The organism is Citrobacter sp. wls708 (assembly GCF_005281255.1).
Classification (GTDB): domain Bacteria; phylum Pseudomonadota; class Gammaproteobacteria; order Enterobacterales; family Enterobacteriaceae; genus Citrobacter; species Citrobacter werkmanii.
The window spans coordinates 397,200-418,043 of the sequence record NZ_SZXE01000043.1; the positions used below are offsets into that span (position 1 = coordinate 397,200).

The 20,844-nt window shown below is 47.3% G+C and carries 16 protein-coding genes and 2 pseudogenes; 11 read left to right on the forward strand and 7 right to left on the reverse strand.

Translation table 11 applies throughout. The features are described from left to right. The first annotated feature begins 60 nt into the window (after positions 1–60). From FDW97_RS23120 to FDW97_RS23135, 4 genes are all read left to right on the forward strand, one after another. Positions 61–1,653: an amidohydrolase family protein gene (locus FDW97_RS23120; protein WP_137351670.1), complete on the forward strand. Its 1,593-nt coding sequence runs from the start codon at positions 61–63 to the stop codon at positions 1,651–1,653. Positions 1,654–1,731: 78 nt separating this feature from the next. After that, on the forward strand, positions 1,732–3,018 hold the full coding sequence (locus FDW97_RS23125) for an MFS transporter (RefSeq protein ID WP_042313230.1): 1,287 nt from the start codon (positions 1,732–1,734) through the stop codon (positions 3,016–3,018). A gap of 427 nt (positions 3,019–3,445) precedes the next feature. After that, positions 3,446–4,060, forward strand: a complete 615-nt coding sequence (gene evgA / locus FDW97_RS23130; RefSeq protein WP_038632843.1) for an acid-sensing system DNA-binding response regulator EvgA — start codon at positions 3,446–3,448, stop codon at positions 4,058–4,060. Positions 4,061–4,064: 4 nt separating this feature from the next. Next, entirely contained in the window at positions 4,065–7,307 is a 3,243-nt protein-coding gene (locus tag FDW97_RS23135) for a response regulator (RefSeq protein WP_137351671.1), read from the forward strand. A 76-nt stretch (positions 7,308–7,383) separates the two neighbouring features. Here FDW97_RS23135 and FDW97_RS23140 read toward each other — a convergent pair whose 3' ends face one another. Then, entirely contained in the window at positions 7,384–8,013 is a 630-nt protein-coding gene (locus FDW97_RS23140) for a YfdX family protein (RefSeq protein WP_121529445.1), read from the reverse strand. A 281-nt stretch (positions 8,014–8,294) separates the two neighbouring features. Here FDW97_RS23140 and FDW97_RS23145 point away from each other — a divergent pair, with 281 nt between their 5' ends. Together FDW97_RS23145 and FDW97_RS23150 are read left to right on the forward strand one after the other, a co-directional pair. Further along, a complete protein-coding gene (locus FDW97_RS23145) occupies positions 8,295–8,891 on the forward strand; it encodes a DUF308 domain-containing protein (RefSeq protein WP_085048904.1) in 597 nt (198 codons plus the stop codon). Beyond that, positions 8,891–9,238: an HdeA/HdeB family chaperone gene (locus FDW97_RS23150; protein ID WP_137351672.1), complete on the forward strand. Its 348-nt coding sequence runs from the start codon at positions 8,891–8,893 to the stop codon at positions 9,236–9,238. Before FDW97_RS23145 ends, FDW97_RS23150 begins: the two co-directional genes overlap by 1 nt. 213 nt (positions 9,239–9,451) lie before the next feature. Here the strand turns inward: FDW97_RS23150 and FDW97_RS23155 are convergent, their stop codons facing one another. From FDW97_RS23155 to FDW97_RS23170, 4 genes are all read right to left on the reverse strand, one after another. After that, positions 9,452–12,568, reverse strand: a complete 3,117-nt coding sequence (locus FDW97_RS23155; protein WP_137351673.1) for an efflux RND transporter permease subunit — start codon at positions 12,566–12,568, stop codon at positions 9,452–9,454. Between the two features lie 28 nt (positions 12,569–12,596). Continuing rightward, complete coding sequence (locus tag FDW97_RS23160) at positions 12,597–13,754, reverse strand: efflux RND transporter periplasmic adaptor subunit (RefSeq protein WP_137351674.1); 1,158 nt, start codon at positions 13,752–13,754, stop codon at positions 12,597–12,599. 278 nt (positions 13,755–14,032) lie between these two features. Beyond that, positions 14,033–14,599 (reverse strand): Slp family lipoprotein, encoded by a 567-nt coding sequence (locus FDW97_RS23165; protein WP_069324613.1) that lies wholly within the window; start codon positions 14,597–14,599, stop codon positions 14,033–14,035. A gap of 348 nt (positions 14,600–14,947) precedes the next feature. Next, entirely contained in the window at positions 14,948–15,304 is a 357-nt protein-coding gene (locus FDW97_RS23170; RefSeq protein WP_038632820.1) for a hypothetical protein, read from the reverse strand. 440 nt (positions 15,305–15,744) lie between these two features. Here FDW97_RS23170 and FDW97_RS23175 point away from each other — a divergent pair, with 440 nt between their 5' ends. The 3 genes from FDW97_RS23175 to FDW97_RS23185 all read left to right on the forward strand — a co-directional run bounded on the left by FDW97_RS23175 (position 15,745) and on the right by FDW97_RS23185 (position 17,742). After that, the gene (locus FDW97_RS23175) at positions 15,745–15,972 is read left to right on the forward strand and encodes a DUF1272 domain-containing protein (protein WP_087856195.1); all 228 of its coding nucleotides are present in this window, start codon (positions 15,745–15,747) and stop codon (positions 15,970–15,972) included. 245 nt (positions 15,973–16,217) lie between these two features. After that, a complete protein-coding gene (locus FDW97_RS23180; RefSeq protein WP_137351675.1) occupies positions 16,218–17,081 on the forward strand; it encodes an arginase family protein in 864 nt (287 codons plus the stop codon). Between the two features lie 88 nt (positions 17,082–17,169). Next, entirely contained in the window at positions 17,170–17,742 is a 573-nt protein-coding gene (locus tag FDW97_RS23185; protein WP_137351676.1) for a TetR/AcrR family transcriptional regulator, read from the forward strand. Positions 17,743–17,871: 129 nt separating this feature from the next. Here the strand turns inward: FDW97_RS23185 and FDW97_RS23190 are convergent. Both FDW97_RS23190 and FDW97_RS23195 read right to left on the reverse strand, forming a co-directional pair. Continuing rightward, positions 17,872–18,323: pseudogene (locus FDW97_RS23190) on the reverse strand (NUDIX hydrolase). 153 nt (positions 18,324–18,476) lie between these two features. Beyond that, the gene (locus FDW97_RS23195) at positions 18,477–19,025 is read right to left on the reverse strand and encodes an AAA family ATPase (protein ID WP_137351677.1); all 549 of its coding nucleotides are present in this window, start codon (positions 19,023–19,025) and stop codon (positions 18,477–18,479) included. A 407-nt stretch (positions 19,026–19,432) separates the two neighbouring features. Here FDW97_RS23195 and FDW97_RS23690 point away from each other — a divergent pair, with 407 nt between their 5' ends. Together FDW97_RS23690 and FDW97_RS23695 are read left to right on the forward strand one after the other, a co-directional pair. Continuing rightward, complete coding sequence (locus tag FDW97_RS23690) at positions 19,433–20,233, forward strand: nucleotidyltransferase domain-containing protein (RefSeq protein WP_137351678.1); 801 nt, start codon at positions 19,433–19,435, stop codon at positions 20,231–20,233. Between the two features lie 51 nt (positions 20,234–20,284). Continuing rightward, positions 20,285–20,733, forward strand: a pseudogene (locus tag FDW97_RS23695) (phage polarity suppression protein); the annotation flags it as partial. Between the last annotated feature and the right edge of the window lie 111 nt (positions 20,734–20,844).

Consider the following 20,844-nt stretch of genomic DNA (forward strand, 5'->3'; position numbering starts at 1 on the left):
ATAAAAATCCTCTTACCTTACAGGCGGTGCCGCGCAGCGCCGCCGCAATGGAGAATAACGATGAAAACCATTTTCAAAAACGGAAATGTGATCGATGGGACGGGCAGTGAAGGCAGAATTGCCGATGTGGTCGTTGATGACGGACGTATTGTCGCAATCGGTCAAATAGACGTTGGCGTCAATGAACAGGTTATTGATGCCACGGGAAAAATTATTTGTCCTGGCTTTATTGATACCCATACGCACTCTGACCTGTCGGCGATTATTAACCCCGCGCTGTCGGCAAAAATTCGCCAGGGAATTACCACTGAATTGCTGGGGCAGGATGGCGTCGCGTTAGCACCGTTGCCGGAAGAATATATTCCGGCGTGGCGTAAAAATATTGCCGGCCTGGACGGCGATACCGACAAAATAGACTGGAAATATAAAAATACGGACGGTTATCTCAATCTGTTGGCATCACGACATCCGGCGACAAACCTTGCCTATTTAGTTCCGCATGGCAACGTGCGCATGGAGGCGATGGGGCTGGATGGGCGGCCTTCGACCCGTGAAGATGTGGCGAAGATGTGCGAAGTTCTTGAGCGGGAATTAAAAGCGGGCGCGTTTGGTCTTTCCACCGGGCTTATCTATATGCCTTGCGCCTTTGGCGATACTGCCGAAATGATTGAACTGTGCAAGGTCACGGCGAAATATAACGGGATCTTTGTGGTACATCAGCGCAGTGAAGCTGACGATATTATCAACTCAACGCAGGAGCTGATTGATATCGCCAAAGCCACAGGCGTCTGGCTACATATTTCACATATGAAGGTTTGCGGAAAGAAAAACTGGGGACTGATCGACCAAATGCTGGGGATGCTGGAGCAGGCGCAGGAAGAGGGGATCCGCATCTCTTTCGACCAGTATCCCTATGTGGCGGGCAGCACGATGCTCGGCGTGATCCTGCCGCCATGGGTCCACTCCGGTGGAACAGACAAATTACTGGAACGCCTGGCCTCACCTGAACTGCGCGCCAAAATGATCGAGGATATTCAGCAGGGCATCCCTGGCTGGGATAACTTTATCGATTTTGCCGGTCTGGACCAGATTTTTGTTACCAGCGTGAAAACGGCCAAAAATCAGGATGCCGTTGGTCTGAACCTCGCCCAGTTGGGTGAATTGCGCGGGAAAGACCCCTACAACGCCACCTTCGACCTGCTTTATGAAGAAGAAAACGCTGTCGGAATGGTCGACTTCTACGGCACTGAAGAGCATGTGATTAAGTTTCTCTGTCGGCCAGAGCAAAACGTTTGTACCGACGGTTTAATGGGGGCCGGAAAACCGCACCCTCGCGTGTTCGGCGCATTCCCACGTGTGCTCGGTAAATACGTGCGTGAAGAGGGATGTCTGAGCTGGGAAGCGGCAATTCGCAAAATGACGGGTAAACCTGCTGAGGTGCTGGGCCTGCAGGATCGCGGGCTGCTGAAGGTGGGTTACGCGGCGGATATTGTGATGTTCGATCCGAACACTATCGCTGATAGGGGCACGTTTGTTGAACCTAATCAGTATCCGCAAGGGATTGAAATTGTCATGGTTAATGGGCGCATTGCCTTAATTAAAGGCACGGAAAGTTATGCCTGTAGCGGTACGGTTATAAGAAAACAATATTAATAAATAACGCTAAACACGCATTGATCTATCGCGACTATTTATGGCCGCGGTAGATCACTACACCCTAAGGACATCACAATGAACCTACAAACATCTTTACCTTCAGGTAAACCAAAGACCTGGAAAGCAAGATATACCGTCCTGACATTGATCTGGCTGGCGTGGCTCCTCTCTTTTCTCGACAGAATGGTCATGAGCGTTTCGCTCCCTTATATCGGCAAAGATTTAAATCTGGATACCACCCAACAAGGTTTAATTATTAGCGCCTTTTTTATTGGTTATGCCGCGTTTCAAATTCCCGGTGGTTTACTGGCGGATAAGTTTGGCTCGCGTAAAATCATGGCTATTGGTATTGCCTGGTGGTCTGTTTTCACCAGCTTAACCGGCGCTGTGCTGACGCTACCGCTAATGCTGGCAGTGCGCTTCTTCTTTGGTATCGGCGAAGGGTGCTTCCCGTCGGCCTCCTGGAAGATGATTTCGACCTATTTCCCGTCGAAAGAGCGCGGGCGCGCGACGGCGATTCAATCAACGGTGAACACCTTAGGCCCGGCGCTGGCGGTTGTGGTCGCAGCCAGCATTATTGGGGCTTTTGGCTGGCATATGGTTTTTATCGTGCTGGGTATTCCTGGACTGTTTATTGCCGCAGGGATCTACTTATTTACGCGTGACAACCCGAAAGATCACCCCGCCATTACGCAGCAGGATCTGGCGGAACTGGCCGTTGACGATCAGGGTGGGCTGCAAAATACCAGCGCTATCGCGTTTAAAGACGTACTCAAAATGCCGGTGCTCTGGCAAATGGCAAGTATCTGGTTTTTGTTTGATATCACCTTCTGGGGATTTTCAACCTGGTTGCCCAGTTATCTGATCACCGTACGTGAATTTTCTCTGGCCAAGACCGGCGTAATGGCGGCAATTCCCTTTCTGTTTGGCGCAGGAGGCACATTGTTAGGCGGATACTGTTCAGATAAATTCAAACCGATGCGTAAAACGTTGTACGTCGTAACCTCAGTCATTGCCGCAGGCTTCCTGTACCTGACCTTCAGCGTGAGCAGCGCAGATATGGCGGTGGTTTATCAGTGTATTTCAGCCCTGTTCATGTTCTTCGCTATGGCGACGTTCTGGGGAATTTTGATGGATACCATCCCCAGCAACATTATGGGACGGGCGTCGGGGATCGTTAACTTTGGCGGTCAGATGGCGGGCGTTGTTTCTGCACCTATCATCGGCTGGCTGATCCAAAGCAGCGCAGGAAGCTATAACAGCGCCTTTATCTTTATGATTGCCGCACTGTTATGTTCTGCCGTCGTTACGCTGACCGTGAAAAACTCGCGCGCGGTTGGAGCATTACCCAGTCAGGCTTGATTAATGTCTGTCTCCTGTGGCTCTGCTGTTTCAGAGCCACAGGGATTGACGGGCATCAACGTTTAATCACTCGCAATAACTGAATTTCCCGCCAGATGTACAGTTACCACTGCAATTCTATTCCTCTCCTTATTAAGAATTAAGCATAATAAATGAAAGACCAGTCCTACATGTGTAGGAATATTCCCTCTATAATGTGTTAATGATTTGATCTACAGAAAGGTTCAAGGTTTAATTCTTGTAAATCTAAATGTTATTTTTATGATTTATTCATCTTGATTATGAAAAAATCATAAAATATACACGTGACTATGTTAGAATTTGCGTCCTGGGTCTGGCACTTATAAATCAGTAATATTGAAGACTCACCTGCACTATAGCCATCGCCTCTCTTTATTTATCGGGATTCTTATACGCAATGAACGCAATGAACGCGATAATCGTTGATGATCACCCTTTGGCCCGCATTGCCATTCGCAACTTACTCGATACTAATGGTATCACTGTGACCACTGAACTCGACAGTGGCGAGCAAGTCGTACAGGTGGTTGAAAAAAACAAACCTGAACTGCTAATTATTGATGTGGATATTCCTGGTATCAGTGGCATCGAGGTGCTGGAACAATTACGCAAGCGGCACTATGCTGGTGTGATCATTATCATTTCAGCAAAAAATGAATATTTTTATGGTAAACGTAGTGCTGAATACGGTGCTAACGGATTTGTGAGTAAAAAAGAAGGCATGAATAATATTCTTGCCGCCATCGAAGCCGCCAAAAATGGTTATAGTTATTTCCCTTTCTCCCTTGAACACTTTACTGGTTCATCGGCCAGCGAACAGGATAAACTTGATACGTTATCAACACAGGAAATGAGAGTGTTGCGTTATATCCTTAATGGTATGGATTACAGTACGATTGCCAGTAAAATGAATATCAGTAATAAAACGGTCAGTACTTATAAAAGTCGTTTAATGGAAAAATTAGATTGTTCTTCATTAATGGAAATTTATGATTACGCGCAAAGAAATAAAATAGGGTAGAGTAATGCTGGAACGCTTATTTATTTTTTTGATGGTCATATTTACCATCGGATTATCTACGGATGTGAGTTCAGCGCGCCAGGTTGAACTAAAAAGTAACTATAATACTGCGGTGCAAAATATCAGCTTAAACAGGGAAGAAACAAACTGGTTGGCGCATAAAAAAACATTAGTGGTTGGCACCTGGTTACCGGAAGTCTCACCTATTGTCTATCAAAACAGCGGGGAAAATTATCGGGGCGTTAACGCGGACTACCTTGCGCTAATGCAAAAAAGTCTCAATGTAAAAATTGTTATAAAGCAATACGATAACGAGCAGCAGGCGCTTGCCGCACTCGCCAGTAATGATGTTGATACGTTGATAACCCAGCTTTCCCGGCGGCAGGATGTCGGCGGGCATTTACTGCGCACATCGGCATTACTCACAACGTGGCCGACGCTTGTGACGTCATTAAAAAACACGATGCTACCGCTGATGACGAACCATAAGGTCAGCGTCGCCTGTGTGCGGGATTGCCCTTTTCTTAACGTTATCCAAGACGCTTTTCCTGATGCTAAAGTCTCATTTTATGACGACGAGTATCAGGCAATGGCGTCGGTGGTGAACGATGATAACCAATATTATATTGGTAACAATATTACCACTAGTCATTGTATCTCGCGGTATTTCTCGCAATCCCTGGTTATTACGCATTATTTTGATAAGCAGGAACAATATAATTATTTTGTGGTTAATGAAAATCAACCGCTATTAAGAAATATTCTTGATGGTTTTATTACGTCAATAAGTAATGAAATCCATATGCAGGTGATGCAGAACTGGTTAAATCGCGGTAATCTTGCTTATCTGAATGCGCCCATTCCTTTCAGTCATCAGGAAAAAGAATGGCTGAAGAATAAACATACTATCCGCATTTTGATCAACCCGGATTACCCACCCTATACGCTGGTAGATAGCAGCGGCGAGTTACGTGGTATTCTTGGCGATTTGCTGAATATTATTCATCTGCAAACGGGTCTTAATTTTGAACCTGTTTTGGCCACGTCCAGAAGTGAACAGACCAAACTCATCAGTGGTGGGCAGTGGGATATGTATCCGACGATCGCCCCGACTAACCAAAACCAGGACGATTCGGCATTGAGCGATCCGCTGATGAATGTTGCATTCGTGGTTATCACATCGCGCCAGGAAACAGCCGACTCGCTGCTGGGAAAACCGATACGTATTGCTCTGCCTGCCGGACATATTCTGGAACGTGGCCTCAAACAACAGTATCCGCAGGTGACCTGGGTGAATGCGGATACCGGTAGCGCTGCAATGGCTATGGTCAAGGAGGGCGACGTTGATGCGGCAATCGCGACCGAATTGTCGGCAAAGTTCATTACCGATCATTACTACCAGAATAATATGCACTTCTTCCGGCTTCCTGATATGCCAGGCGCATCGGTGAGTTTTGCTATTTCTTCTCATGAGCCGATGCTGAAGTCTGTCATTGATAAGGCCCTGCAAGCCATACCTCCGCGTGAAATTTTACAGATGACGGAGAAGTGGTCGAAGATTTCCAATACCCAGGTTGATATCTGGAGCCGATATAGCAAACAGTTCTATCAACTGGTGGTATTTGCGCTGGTACTTATTGCTATTAGCCTGATCTGGGGGATATCACTCTCCCGTGAAGTCCGTAAAAGAAAGCAATCGCAGCGGTTACTGGAAGAACAGTTACATCTCAAAGAGGTCTTATCTCAAGAGCTGGAGAGCGAAAAGAATAAAGCGATTGCCGCTACAAAAGCCAAAAGCCGTTTTCTGGCGAGCATGAGTCATGAGTTACGTACCCCGGTAAGCTCGATTGTTGGTTTTGTGGAATTACTCTCAAGCTCTGAGCTCAGTCCGGCACAACGCAAAGAGGCCATTGCTTTGACCGGGGCGACGGCCCAATCATTGCTGGGACTGATTGGTAAGATTCTGGACGTTGATAAGATTGAATCCGGAAAATATGAGGTTGTTCCCCAGTGGACCGATCTCTCGCAGCTTATTGAATTGCAGTGCCACTCTTTCGATGCCCTGGCCAGGCAGAAAGGTATATCGCTTGCCTGTGTCAGCCAGTTGCCAGTAAATGAGCGGGTATTTGTCGATCAGCAGGCTTTGCGGCAAATTCTCACCAATCTGGTGGGAAATGCGCTGAAGTTTACGGCGCAGGGCAGTATTCATGTTACGGCCCGACTGACTCCGGACACAGATAATCACGGCACCCTGACAATCGCCATCAGTGATACCGGTTGTGGCATTAGCGAAGAAGAGCAGGCTGGACTGTTCCATCGTTATGCTCAGGGGCGTTGCGGACGTCAACAAACGGGGTCTGGTCTGGGGTTATTTATCTGCAAAGAACTGGTAACGCTGATGGGCGGTACGCTGGAGCTGAGGAGTATTCCGGCTCAGGGAACCACGTTCACGATTACGCTGCCGGTTGAAACTGCCCGACAGTCGATAGTAGCTGATGGGGATACCCCTGGCGCTGTGCTACCGCTACCGTGTCTGTCGATTCTGATCGCAGACGATAACCCAACTAATCGCCTGCTACTTAAACGCCAGTTGAATACCATTGGCTACAGCGTGGATGAGGCCTGTGATGGCGAGGAAGCCGAAGCCAAACTGGCCAAAAAATCATACGACCTGTTGATAACCGACGTGAATATGCCGAAGAAAGACGGGTTTGATCTCGCGGCTTCACTACGTCGTCAACAACCTCACTTGCAAATATGGGGGCTGACAGCCAGTGCGCTCCCGCAGTCACGCGATCGATGTCTGCAAAACGGTATGAATTTGTGTCTGTTTAAGCCGGTGTCAATCCAGACGCTGACGCATGAACTGAGTAAAATCGACACGGGCTATGCGTCACCTTGTGCAATCCGGCATTTAAAATTCAATGTACTGACTGAAAATACCGGTGGCGATCGCGCATTAATGAACGAGATACTCGAAACATTCCGCGAAGCAACGCTGAGTGATTTACAAGCGGCTGAGAAAGCCGTTGCGCAAGATGAGCCGCAGCTGTTTTTACGGGCGCTTCATCGGTTGCATGGTTCGGCGCAAATTCTGGGTATCACCGCGCTTCAGACGCTGTGCGAACCTTTTGAGTCTATGCGACATGACGATCTTCCGCTGGCTGTACGGCAGCAGGCATTACAGAAAATTGTTGCTGTCATGCGAGAAATTGAAATTGAGATCGACAGTCTGATGAGCCATTAATCCCCCCGGATCGGGTAGCCGTAGCTGCCCGATCCGGAGAGAAATGTCTTGATTCATCACTCGTTAGTACAGAGTATTACTGGCCTGCACCCACCATTTCGCTATCAATAACAATGCCTTCTTCAGCACCTTTTAACACAAGGTTAGCCTCATAAAATTTACCCGTGGACAGCAGTTTTTGGGCGCTGGCAACGGCTTTACGCGTCTGATTCAAAGGCATCAGGTATTGGGTCTGAAGCACGCTGATCCCAGCCAGTTGCAAGGTATCCACTGCACCTTTCCAGTCACCTTTGGCCATTTTGCCATTCGCGGTTTTGATAGCAGATTCTTTTTCCGGCGTAGCAATATAGTCTTCTGATAATGCGATCGTAGCGTTAATAATTACGTACTGATCGTCAATCATCTTCGCCTTAGGCGCTGCTTTGACAAATTTCGCCCAGTCGCTGCTGTCGCCTGCCAACAGGGAAGCGGCGTCATTGGTTAATTTTTTTGCGCTGTCAGGCTGTCCGTGAAACAGAGCCAGACGAGCCAGTTGAATATCGCGCATCGCATTGGCACCTTTTACGGCGACCTGCATAATATCGGCTGCTTCTTTTTGTACATTGGCTGTGGCTGTTTGTGCCGCAGTGGGAGTAGTGGCAGATGCCATTACCGGAGCTGAGCCCATCATAGTTGCAAGCAGACCTGCAAGAATAATCTTTTTCATTACGTTCTCCTGAATAAAGTTGGTATTGTTCACCAAACGCAATAATCATATTAAATAAGTTTAAAGAGAGGAATCAGAGCCAGGATAGAATAATGAGCGCTTAATCTTACAGGTGTCAGACGTCTGACATGTGTAGGATTAAACGGATAACAACATTCCTTTCTTCTTATATACGCATCCTTATCTGAAGTCTTATTATTTCATTGTAAGTGATATGTATTGTGTGAGTATTAACTCTTTTATTAGTAGGTTACATTACGTTTACATGTAACGGAGGATGTATGTTCATTTTTAATCAGCAAGCCCTGAGAACGTTTAATGAAAAAACACTTTCTCATTATAAAAGACACGCAACAATTATGGCGGTGCTGTTGTTGGTATGTGGCATTTGCTGCTTAATCTATCCTATCGCTGCTGGCGTTTATTTAAGCTATGCGACAGGTTTTATGTTCCTGGTGTGCGGTTTTTATTCTATTTATAGCCTGTTTAGCGCCGGGAAGAAGCAGTTGAAAGCCAAATTTACCTATGCATTTTTTGCTATCGCATGGTTACTGCTGGGGTACTGTTTCCTTGTTAACCCGGTGATTGGCATGAATTCGTTGGCTATGGTTTTTTGCTGCTTGTTTATTCTTGGCGGTATTTTTCGTGTGGCTTCCGGAGTTCAAATGTTCCGCAGTCCGGGCTATGGCTGGAACATTTTTATCGGCATTTTAGATCTGCTTATTGCTGGCGTATGGCTGAATATGGATCCCGACAAGTCTTACGTGTTTACCTCGATTTTTATTGGGGTCGAGATGATCTTCAGTTCTTTGGCTTTTATCAGTCTGCGCAGGAACACGAAGTTGGTAGCAACAGACAAACTTGCCAATAACCATTAATACTGCCTCTGGAGTGTATCGTGAATATTAAAATGATGGTTTCAGCTGTTGTTATTATGACCTCTGTTTTGGCACCGATGAGCTGTGCGTTTGCTACTCAGGCAACCGAAGCTGCGCCACAAGATATGACCTGTAAAGAGTTTGCTGATATGAGTCGGCAATACATGACGGCAATTGCCTTTGTGATCGTTAATAAAAATTCTGACTTTAAAGGCGATGATTATGTTCCGCTGCATGAGGTAGAAACTGTCGCTGTTCCGAAAATGATTAACATGTGTCATCAACACCCGGATACGAAATTAGGCGAACTGACCGTAAATCTGAAGGGGGTCGGTCTGCATTACTGATTAACCGTTTCGATAGCCTGGCTTTAGTTAGAATTGACAACCTCTGTCCCCACACCCACATTTCCCCTCACAATAAAATAACTCGCTCAGCTATCCACGAGGAAACTCGCTGGATAGCAGTGTCTGCTAACTACTGTAGGTCTGATAAGCGAAGCGCCATTCCTGGGATCTTATTACCCGATCCCAGGGATAAGCACTTACAAGGGCAGGGAATCAATGTCGGGTTTTAAATCGCGCCAGCATGTTTTCGACAAGAACAAAGAAGACCGGAACAAAGTAGATCGCCAGCACGGTCGCGGCCAGCATTCCACCGATAACGCCCGTACCGACGGCGTTTTGCGCGCCAGAGCCAGCGCCGTCACTTATTGCCAGTGGGATAACCCCCAGAATGAAGGCCAATGACGTCATCAAAATAGGACGTAAACGCATTTGCGCAGCTTCCACCGCGGCTTCAAGCGGCGTTTTTCCTTCTTTTTGCATAATCTCGACAGCAAACTCGACGATCAGAATAGCGTTTTTAGCTGAAAGTCCCATGGTGGTGAGCAGGCCAACCTGAAAGTAAACATCATTGCTCAGGCCACGCAGATCGGTCGCCAGCAAAGCACCGACCACCCCAATTGGTACAACCAGCATTACGGAAAATGGTATTGACCAGCTTTCATACAGTGCCGCCAGCGCCAGAAATACGACGATCAGAGAAATGCCGTACAGCATTGGCGCCTGGTGGGTGGACAGCGCCTCCTGATACGACAGCCCCGTCCAGGCATAACCGACGCCCGCGGGCAGTTTATTAATCAATGACGCCATAAATTTCATCGCATCGCCGCTGCTTTTCCCTGCGACCGGTTGGCCGAGAATTTCCATTGCAGGCTGTCCGTTGTAGCGTTCAAGACGGGGAGAGCCGTAGGTCCATTCGGTTGATGAGTAGGCTGAAAGCGGCGTCATCGCGCCGGAGGCGTTACGTACGTACCAGTGGTTGATATTGTCCGGCAACATACGGAACGGCGTATCGGCCTGGACATACACTTTTTTAACGCGCCCCTGGTTAAGGAAATCATTGACGTAGCGGCTACCAAACGCCGTAGAGATGGTCTGGTTGATATCCGACAATGCCACACCCATCGCCTCTGCTTTTGTCGCGTTGACGTGAATGCGAAACATCGGCGTATCTTCCAGCCCATTTGGGCGCACCCCGTTAACTTCATCGGGTGACTGGCTGGCCAAAGCCAGGAGCTGGTTGCGGGCCTGCATCATCTTTTCATGCCCAAGGTTACCGTTATCCAGCAACTCCATATCAAAACCTGAAGCGGTACCCAATTCGGCGACTGCGGGTAAATTGAACGGATAAACGACGGCATTATTAATGGTGCTTAAGGCCATCATTGCCCGTCGAATGATGGCGGTAACCGAGTTTTCTTCGCCAACGCGTTCTGACCACGGTTTCAGGCTGATAAATGCCAGACCGTTATTTTGCCCCTGTCCGCTGAAGCCAAATCCGCCAACGGTAAAAACAGACGCAACATTTTTCTGTTCTTGTGTCAGATAGTAATCCGTTATTTCCCCAAGCACTTTACTGGTATTTACCATCGTTGAACCGGAAGGTAATTGTGCCGTGGTCATGAAAACGCCCTGATCTTCTTCAGGCAAAAAGGAGGTGGGAGTACGGAGAAACAGCACCATCATGCCAGCGCCAATCACTAAATAGACTACCATATAGCGGCCGGTGCAACGTAATAGCCTACGGGTGCTGTCAGTGTAGTGATGGGTGCATTTCTCCATGAAGTGATTGAAACGGGTAAACAGAAAATGGGTGTTTTCTTTTTCTCCCTCGTGGGATTTCAACAGCATAGCGCAGAGTGCGGGCGTCAGGCTCATCGCCACAAATACCGACAGCAGCATGGAGGAAATTAAGGTGATGGAAAACTGACGGAAAATTTCGCCCGTAGCCCCGCTCATAAATGCCATTGGCATAAACACGGCGGATAAAACGACGGCAATACCAACCAGCGCTCTCTGGAGCTGCCCCATCGCTTTATGCGTCGCCGCTTTGGGTGACAAATGCTCTTCGGCAATAATACGTTCTACGTTCTCAACCACCACGATGGCATCATCAACTAGCAGTCCTATTGCCAGCACCATGCCAAACATCGTGAGCGTATTGATCGAAAAACCGGCGACGTCGAGTATCGCAAAGGTTCCGAGAATAACAACCGGAACCGCGATAGTGGGGATAAGCGTCGCGCGAAAACTTTGCAAAAACAGGTACATGACGAGGAATACCAGGATGATTGCCTCGATCAATGTATGAAACACACCCTGAATTGAAATCTCGATAAAGGGGGTAGTGTCATAGGGATAAACGGTTTTCATGCTGGCCGGAAACCAGGCTGATAACCTGTTCAGCTCTTGTTTAACGGCCTGGGATGTTTCAAGGGCATTGGCGCCAGCGGCAAGTTTAATTGCAATCCCGGCGGCGGGTTTTCCGTTGTAACGTGCCACCGTTGCATAATTTTCCGCACCCAGCTCAATACGAGCGACATCCCGCAGCAGAACCTGGGAGCCATCCTGCTGAACCTTAAGGAAGATCTTGCCAAATTCATCGGTAGTTTGCAGGCGTGTCTGAACAATGATCGACGCATTTAACTGCTGGTCGGCTGATTGCGGCATTCCTCCCAGCTGTCCGCCCGATATCTGGTTATTCTGTACTTTGAGCTGGGTAATAACGTCCTGCGGCGTAAGGTTATATTTGTCGAGCTTTTGCGGATCCAGCCAGATACGCATGGCGTATTGCGAACCGAATAACTGTACGCTCCCGACCCCGGGGGTGCGGCTCAGTGGGTCTTTAATATTCGACGCCACATAGTCAGCAATATCATATTGGCTCAGACTGTTATTATCAGAGATAAAACCCGCAACCATTAAGATATTGCTGCTGGATTTATCAACGCTGATCCCTTGCTGCTGGACTTCTTGTGGCAAGGAAGGCATCGCCAGCTGTAGCTTATTCTGTACCTGAACCTGCGCTATATCAGGTGAGGTTCCCGTTTTAAAGGTCAGGATAATCGACGCATTACCGGCCGCATCGCTGGTGGATGACATATACATCAGGCCATCAAGCCCGTTCATATTCTGTTCAATCACCTGAGTCACCGAGTCTTCAACGGTCTTGGCGTCTGCACCGGGGTAGGCTGCGCTAATGGTAATGGTGGGGGGAGCAATTTGCGGATATTGCGCGATGGGCAAGTTCATTATCGCGATACCGCCGGTAAACATCATGATAATAGCGAGCACCCAGGCGAAAACCGGGCGCTCAATAAAAAAGTTAGCCATGAAGAAAGTGTCCTTAATACCTGAAATATTACTGTTCAGTTACCGTGTCAGGTGTGTTTGGTTTTGCAGCGAGGATTCTGGCTTTGATTCCCGGACGGATTCTTTGTAATCCGGACACAATGACCCGATCGCCGGGATGTAATCCTGTCGTCACCAACCATTGATTGCCTACAGCCTTCACCGCGTTTATTTCGCGCAGTTGCACCACGTTTTCTTGATCGAGGATTAATGCAGTGGCCTTTCCCTGCGCGTTATGCGTAATCCCTTGCTGTGGGACCATTAAAACATTTTGTTGGTTGCCCTCATCCAGCAATGCAGTGACGTACATTCCGGGTAAAATTTCACCCTGCGGATTGGGGAATACGGCGCGTAAGGTCACGGAACCGGTAGTCTCATCGACGGCAGGATCGGAAAACTCAAGCGTGCCGGTATAGCGATAGGGCTTGCCATTTTCCAGCATCAGTTCAACCGGAATTTTGCCCTTTTGCTGGGCAATCTTCCCACTGGCTTTTTCTTCTTTCAGGCGTAAGAAGTCTTGTACTGACTGCGTTAAATCAACATAAATCGGATCCAGTCTTTGCACGGTAACCAGCGCGTTTCCCTGATTCGCGGTGACCAGCGCGCCCACGGTTACGGAGGATTTACCGCTGATACCCTCAATCGGCGAGGTGACATTGGCGTAACGAAGGTTGATGGTGGCCTGCTCAAGATCCGCTTTGGCGACGGCGACATTGGCCTCTGCTTCATAAAGCTGTGAGCGCGTCGTGTCGTAGTCCTGGCGGCTGACGTAATTGGATTTTATTAATGCTGACTGCCGATTTAATGTCAGTCGCACATTATTGGCCGTCGCCTGCGCCTTTGCCAGTGCGCCTCTGGCTGCATCCAGCCTGGCCTGCAACGGGGCGGGATCAATTTGATACAGTGACTCTCCTTTGCTGACTTTGTCACCTTCAATAAAATTACGTTTAATGATGATCCCACCAACCTGAGGGCGGATTTCGGCGATCTCAAATGAAACCGCGCGGCCAGGAAGTTCGCTTTTAATATTCACCGAGGAAGGCGCTAAGGTCACAACGCCGACCTCGGGCTCCATGGAGGGGGTTTTTACTGCAGGTTTATTATCGCAGGCGGTAATAATGACGCTGCTAAAAAATAGTGGTATCAACAGTAAGCATTTTCTGTTCATAGTAATCCCTGAAGAATTCGTAAGCACAAATGTTTTTTTATGGCATGCAGGGTGGGGGAGTTATCGGTAAATAACAGAAGATGGTCAGGCATGAGATGAGTAACGCCCATTTTCGCGCTAAAAGTTAGCGGTTAAAATTATATGTAACAGAAACAATGAATGTTTAGCGAAGGATCGCATGGAGCACGATGACGCAATAAGCAAAACGCGGAGTGATTAGAAAGTGTGTTGGCAAACACTCGGCTCCGGAGTCTATTCACGTCATCGTACTACAGAGATTATTTCACTAGCTCTGGAGTAACCTCGGTTACGGTATTTGCGGAGTAGGGCATTCCCCACATCGGTCCTGGCCAGAACGCGCCATAACCGTAATCCCACATATTATAGGTGGTGTTGACGGACTCAGTTAAATGCCAAACCTGAATACCTTGTAAATCAACTTTAACAAAGTTGTACGGGATTTTGTTGATGAATCCTTGTTCATCCCCTTGAATTGTCCCTAAAATAGTCACGAAGTGGTTTCTGTAGTTTACCGGGTCGAGAAAACCTTTCTGTTGGGCAATAATACGTCCCTGATAGCTGGCGTCTATTTGTGGTTTAGCGTCGTTGTTCAGCGGCAGAACGGCGATTTCCAGTAACGTATCCGTTTTGCTGTTAATTACATTGATGACTTTACCCCCAAATCGGGCCTGCTGGCCTGTATATAACCCCGGTTGGTTATGCACGGAGATAAAGTTTTTTTGTATATCTGGTTGATTATTACCTTTGATATTTTCAGGAATTGAAGCACATGATGCCAGAGTGAAAGCAAGGGCAATAATCAGCAACCCTTTTGTTTTTTTCATTTTACTTTCCTGCTAAAAAAAGACAGGTCTATAGTAAACCTTTACTCATTATTGTCAGCAGGCGCGAGGCTGATTATCTAAAATTAATATAATTGTAGCTTATGGTAATAACAGACAGTATTTTAGCGGGGCGCTGGATGAGTGCATGACAGTCTACAACCGTGATGGTGATGGCGCCACAAGGTTATCACCCGGTGACGATCATGGCATCATGTTGGGTCCGTTTGAACGCTGTCATCATCACATTCTGCGGATTTAAGTCAGGAACGTGTCAACGCTGTGCAGGACGGATCATGCTAATAGTAAAAAGCCGCTTTCGCGGCTTTTTATTATTGAATGGCTGGAGGATTATTCGCTGATTTTTTTCTCAACGGAGGCTGCACCTTCTTTGGTCTTATTCCAACCTTTCTCTGCACCTTCTTTTGTTGCATTCCAGCCTTTTTCTGTACCTTCTTTGGTATCATTCCAGGCTTTTTGTGAACCTTCACTCACCTTGCTGCTCAGGTCATCTTGCTTACCTTCAGCAGCATGTTTTGCTTTTAATTTTTGCTCTTCGCCCTGATTCTGCGCCTGATGCAGTTTTTCTTTTGCAGTATTCGCGTTTTCGTGCGCGGCGGCTACATCATTATCGGTTGCGTGTGTTGTTGCGGCAATAACAGGAGAAGCCAGCAGAATGGCAGATAATGCGATAATTGTCTTTTTCATAATATCCTCGCTTAGCGTTATAAGTTATTAGCGTAATGAAGCATGGCATACAAACGAAGCGCTGACTTTAGGAAAAAACTGTAAGTGCTGATAACGTTATTTATCCATTTAGTGCAGCTGTGAGCAATTAATACGGTTATTTTTGTTGCGGGTTTTGTTTTTTTGCGCGATAGGAAAGGTGCAAAAAGCGTAGTGATAATGTTGATATAAAAAGTGTTATCTGTTTGATTTTTATGTGATTGATTGGGGCGTTATAGGCTTGTCGTTCGTTTCCGGAGGTGAGCGTTTCTATCAAATAATTCACTCTCTTGATTTTTCCGGCCTGTAGACCATGCTTATTTAATACGGGCATAAACAATAACGTCGTTTATCGCAAAAGTGATACCGATAGAGGGCTTTTGGTATGTCCAATGATGTGCCTTTAACAATAAGAGAGCACCATGCTTGAACTCCGTCCTAATTGCGAATGCTGTGATAAAGATCTGCCACCTGAATCAAAAGGGGCCTACATCTGTTCATTCGAATGCACATTTTGCGTAGATTGCGTGACCCAACGACTTAATGGCCAGTGCCCGAACTGCGGTGGGGAGCTGGTGCGACGTCCAATACGCCCCGAAGCATCCCTCCTGCGGCACCCAGCATCCACTCAGCGTTACTATAAACAGTAGAGATGTAAACTATGTTCGCTCGTTGCTTGTCACGGCCCATGATTCTGTTGGTCGTCAGCTTAGTGCCAGAAGCGGACTTTGGTTGAAATAAGACTGCAAAGGTTCTTTCCCTTTTTTAATTTACTAAACGTGCTGCCCTGCTTGCGAGGGATCAACGACTGATCAAAAATGAATGAGCGTTCATTCATTTTGCGGGTAATTACTTCACGCAAATCATTTCGTTTATAAATAGGCACAGGCAAATTATGACCAGTAAAACGCTCAGACTTTTATTCCCTCAATGGCAAGGTGGCAATAATCCAGCCTATCATCTTGGCTCGCTGCTTCTCTCGTATCTTTCCCCCGAATCAGATGGCCCTTTTGAGTCTGTTCCGGTTGATGAGCCCACAACGGAGCCACAGGCCGAAGTGGACGGCATCACAGCCAAACCTCAAATTATCAGTCAGCTTACTGATGCAGGCGCTCTGATTAAGAAATATGATCCTGATTCAATTGTCGTTTTTGGTGGCGATTGCCTGGTATCACTGGCTCCTTTTGCCCATCTGCTCAATAAATACGGTGATAAACTGGGGGTGCTCTGGATTGACTCTCATCCTGATGTGCAGACTTCCAAACAATATCCAAACGCCCATGCCCATGTTCTTGGAGCGCTAATTGGGACAGGTGATAAAGATTTAGTTGCTCATGTATCCACCAGACTCAACCCTTCAAAAATAATGATTGCAGGTATCCACGATCCACTGCCTTATGAAGCTCAGTATCTGGCTAGTCATCGCATTGAGACAATAGGTCCTGAAAAGGTTAAAAACGACGCGAAAGATGTCGCAGAATGGGTAGAGAGAGAAAATATTGAACATCTGGCAATACACATTGATCTGGACGTTCTCGATCCGTCACTTTTCCGTTCGGTTCTTTTCGCCAGGCCTGGCAGAGGAGAACATGACTTTGGTGATGTCGCCGAAGGTAAACTATCTATTGCAGATGTTCTAAATCTGGTAGATCAGGCAACCTCAAAAGCGGAACCTGTCGGCCTTACACTTGCTGAACATTTACCCTGGGATATGCTGAATCTGAAGAACATGCTCAATGCATTGCCGCTTATGAAGTAAGGTCTGATTCTGGGGTCAGAGTTCAATACTGGCTCCAGGATAAAAAGCGCGCTAAAGTCTGGGCCCTGGATTAAACATAATAGTCAACATGTTAAAGAAAACCGAAACCTACCATAAGCTGATTACCGCTGCCGCTACCTGTTTTGCAGAAAAAGGCTTTAGTGCGACAAGCGTGCGTGAAATTTCTAACCGGGCAGGGATCAGCCAGGGAGCGATGTACACGTATTTCAAAAGCAAGGATGACCTCATCAAGGCAATCGTTCTTGAAGAGCAGAATTCAGCGTTGACCGCTCACAATGCTCCGTCTAACGGTACTTATTTCGAGCGCCTTTGCGCGCAGGTTACATCGTGCATAAGCGATGTAGGTTACCCAGTTACGCATCAACTGTGGGTTGAAATCATGGCGGAGTCTGCGCGGAACCCTGAATTGCAGAAAACGTATATATCCAGTGATACCATCATGCGGCAAAGTATTGCGGGAATTATCGTAGACGGAATTGCAGCGGGAGAGTTTCGTCGGGACATTAGCCTTGAGGAAGTCACGATTATTCTTTTTGCCTTTATTGACGGTTTAATCGCGCGTAAGGCTATAAACGCATCCTTCTCTTTCAGCCGCGACCTGCCTATGTTTTTTGAGTTGATGGCAAAATTATTGAAATAATACTAACAGCGTTAGTTAACGCGCTAGCCAGGGAATCGCAAATATCCGCTCCTCGCTCATAGCGGACCTTCAGCTCAGGTAACTTGTCCACTTCGTGTCAGAAGTGGACATCTAAGCCGTTTCAGAGAGTTAAGTGCAGGGGGAACCTTCGAGTATGTTAATTATCAAATCGAGTGGGAAGATGATTTCATTAGTTTGTCTGAGCTCTTCTAAGCTCCACCAGTAGTGCTCGCGAATGACTTCTTTTTCGTTGTTACTCCAACCTGAGCGGTCAATATCTGATTTATCTGCAGTAATAATAAAGAAACGTTCTTCAGCAAGAACGTTCTCGCCACCTGGCAACATCATAGGAAAGGTTCTGGAGGTATTTGTGGTCCTGCCGTTTTTCTTGTCAGGCCCGTTTCTTCAAATAATTCACGTAACGCCGCCTGCTCAAAAGACTCGTTGTGCTCAACTCCTCCCCCTGGCGTTGCCCAGTAAGTTTTTCCATCCAGAGCATCATCTTTATGGCAGAACCTAAAGAGCAGAACGTGATTTTCAGGTGAAAGGACTATCAATCGAGAGGATGGACGAGTACGCATTTATTCCCTCTTAAATAAAATTTAAACCCTCATTGCGGATTTTCATACAAACATAAATTGCAGTCTGCAAGCGCGCGCATAGAGAATGTATTTTCATGCCACGATGGCCGATTCAGGCAGGGGGATTCACCATTACGCGTAGTTGCTGTTTTATCAGCATACTATCCTGGAAAGGATAAAATCCACACGCTCCTCAACAGAAACGCATGGCAATTCAATCAACTGATAGTCATACATACGGTATGTTTGCACCATTGCGTGATAGGTCGCGACGGCGACATCGAAAGATTGCTTGCGCTCGGTATCCTGTACATATATGTCACGCCAGGGGGGGGCTATAAATACGGTTCGGTTATAGCGAAATCTCTCGATGGCGTTTTCCAAATACTTCGGTATGGTAAGCTCTGAAAGACGTAAATAACCTACAACATCAGGAACACCGCGGTCGAAGAAGCAGGGTCTTGTTTGCCCTTCTGCTTCGTGCCATGAACGCATTTCCCAGGATAGCATGAGCTTTGCGAACGCAGTTTGATTGGCCCATGGCAATGCATCACTGCCGATGTTAACCTGGTCTTGTATAACACCTCGTCCAGCTTCTTTAGAACACCAAAAACCTCTTTTTATAATGGTATCAATTATCGTGCTTTTGCCTGACCCTGGGCCACCTGTAAGAATGAAACGATGTTGAAAAGATGAAGACATTGAACCCTCCTGAACATTTATAGACGCGATGAAGTAGCAATTCTTATGGCGTATTTTCCCGTATCGGCAGATTACTTGTTGATGGTTTGACTAATTACTTTTTATCATGGCTTGCATATCCGCTACTCGTTCTGACAGGACGTTCTAAAACTGTGCTAGCAATACGACTGAAAGGTGGGCTGGATTTCACCATTCGATGGAATCTGAGGACGTTGCCAATGCAGACGATCAAACGTTCCCCCAGCTAAACGCTGCACTTCGCTCTCTGGTCTTCCCCACCAATAGTGGGCATGCGGCTAAGTGAGCGTCTTCAAAGGACATGACTGTTCCTGCAAAAAATATCTGGCCTGAATATAAACTACTCGATATTCTGAAATGCTTTGTATTTTTTGTGAACAGGAAAAAGTATGCTTAGTACGTTACCCGATTTACACAGAAGTTTTGCAGAGCAACTCAAGCTTAAATTTCAGTCGGATTCGCGAATCCATTCCCTTCTTGCTGGTGGCTCGATTGTTCACGGCGGATTTGATAAATACTCCGATCTCGATTTTGTCGTTGTCGTAGATCCCCTCTACTACAACGAAATCATGGCGCAGCGTAGGGCACTCGCCGGAACATTAGGCCATCTGCTGCATGCTTTCACCGGGGAACATGTCGGAGAGCCTCGTCTGCTTATATGCCTGTATGGCCCTGAACTCCTTCATGTTGATCTGAAATTCGTCACCCTGGATATGCTCACTCAACGCGTTGAGGAGCCAGCGGTGTTATTTACCCGTGATAACACTGCTCTGGAGCGACAACTGGTAAAGTTTAGCGCTCACTGGCCAAACATGACGCCGGAGTGGTTTGAGTCCCGCGCCTGGATCTGGCTTCATTATGCAGTGGTTAAACTGGGAAGGGGCGAACTCTTTGAAGCGATGGGTATGTTGGCATTCTTCCGCGAGCAGGTGCTGGGACCTATGCTGTACCGTCGTGCAAATTTACCGCAACGTGGCGTTCGCCGCATTGAATTCCTCAGCATTGATCCTGATGGCCTGCTGACTTCTACGCTGTCCACGCACGATTGTGACTCCGTCAGCATGGCCATCAAAATGGCCGCTGATGCTTATATCAATCTGCGAGCTGATGCTTTGCCTGACAATATTGCAGACGATGCGGCACGTTGGGCGGTTCTTGCCATGCTGAAAGAGTACTCTGACAGAGGTTAAATTTATACTCCGGTCGTTTACATGGCCGGAGTGTAAAGCATCACGGAAGATGCAGCTAATACACAAATCCCGCGCAGAATGCAGGATTTGCGCGACAATATCGACGTTAAAAAATGGGAGATTAATCAGGCCGCCGGTCGCTATATCCGCTCACATGAGGAGGTGCAGCACATCAGCATCCGCAACCGTCTCCATGACTTTATGCAGCAGCACGACGCGGAGCTGGCCGCCACGCTCGCACCTGAGCTGATGGGGTCTAACGAACAGCTTCCCGCAGTAAAACAGAGCGCCATGCAGCATTCGGTTGATTATCTGCGTGAAGCCCTGTCGGTGTGGCTGGCCGCAGGTGAAAAAATTAATTATTCCGTGCAGGACAGCGACATTTTAACGGCCATCGGATTCAGGCCTGATGCGGCTTCGCGGGATGATAATCGCCAGAAATTCACCCGGCACAGAACCTGATTTACACCCGCCGACGTGCGGAACTGGCCGCACGGTAGCACGCAAAAAAATCCGCAAAATTCCGCTATTTTTTCCGAAAAAAAGCCATGCATCCATAAGGTGCATGGTTTTGCATGCAAATCCCCGTATTTTATTTTCCCCACCGCGCC

Excerpts from the sequence above, each read along its gene's own strand:
- FDW97_RS23120 (WP_137351670.1), top strand. The coding sequence starts at position 61 with ATGAAAACCATTTTCAAAAACGGAAATGTGATCGATGGGACGGGCAGT.
- FDW97_RS23125 (WP_042313230.1), top strand. The coding sequence starts at position 1,732 with ATGAACCTACAAACATCTTTACCTTCAGGTAAACCAAAGACCTGGAAA.
- evgA (WP_038632843.1), top strand. The coding sequence starts at position 3,446 with ATGAACGCGATAATCGTTGATGATCACCCTTTGGCCCGCATTGCCATT.
- FDW97_RS23135 (WP_137351671.1), top strand. The coding sequence starts at position 4,065 with ATGCTGGAACGCTTATTTATTTTTTTGATGGTCATATTTACCATCGGA.
- FDW97_RS23140 (WP_121529445.1), bottom strand. The coding sequence starts at position 8,013 with ATGAAAAAGATTATTCTTGCAGGTCTGCTTGCAACTATGATGGGCTCA.
- FDW97_RS23145 (WP_085048904.1), top strand. The coding sequence starts at position 8,295 with ATGTTCATTTTTAATCAGCAAGCCCTGAGAACGTTTAATGAAAAAACA.
- FDW97_RS23155 (WP_137351673.1), bottom strand. The coding sequence starts at position 12,568 with ATGGCTAACTTTTTTATTGAGCGCCCGGTTTTCGCCTGGGTGCTCGCT.
- FDW97_RS23160 (WP_137351674.1), bottom strand. The coding sequence starts at position 13,754 with ATGAACAGAAAATGCTTACTGTTGATACCACTATTTTTTAGCAGCGTC.
- FDW97_RS23165 (WP_069324613.1), bottom strand. The coding sequence starts at position 14,599 with ATGAAAAAAACAAAAGGGTTGCTGATTATTGCCCTTGCTTTCACTCTG.
- FDW97_RS23170 (WP_038632820.1), bottom strand. The coding sequence starts at position 15,304 with ATGAAAAAGACAATTATCGCATTATCTGCCATTCTGCTGGCTTCTCCT.
- FDW97_RS23175 (WP_087856195.1), top strand. The coding sequence starts at position 15,745 with ATGCTTGAACTCCGTCCTAATTGCGAATGCTGTGATAAAGATCTGCCA.
- FDW97_RS23180 (WP_137351675.1), top strand. The coding sequence starts at position 16,218 with ATGACCAGTAAAACGCTCAGACTTTTATTCCCTCAATGGCAAGGTGGC.
- FDW97_RS23185 (WP_137351676.1), top strand. The coding sequence starts at position 17,170 with ATGTTAAAGAAAACCGAAACCTACCATAAGCTGATTACCGCTGCCGCT.
- FDW97_RS23195 (WP_137351677.1), bottom strand. The coding sequence starts at position 19,025 with ATGTCTTCATCTTTTCAACATCGTTTCATTCTTACAGGTGGCCCAGGG.
- FDW97_RS23690 (WP_137351678.1), top strand. The coding sequence starts at position 19,433 with ATGCTTAGTACGTTACCCGATTTACACAGAAGTTTTGCAGAGCAACTC.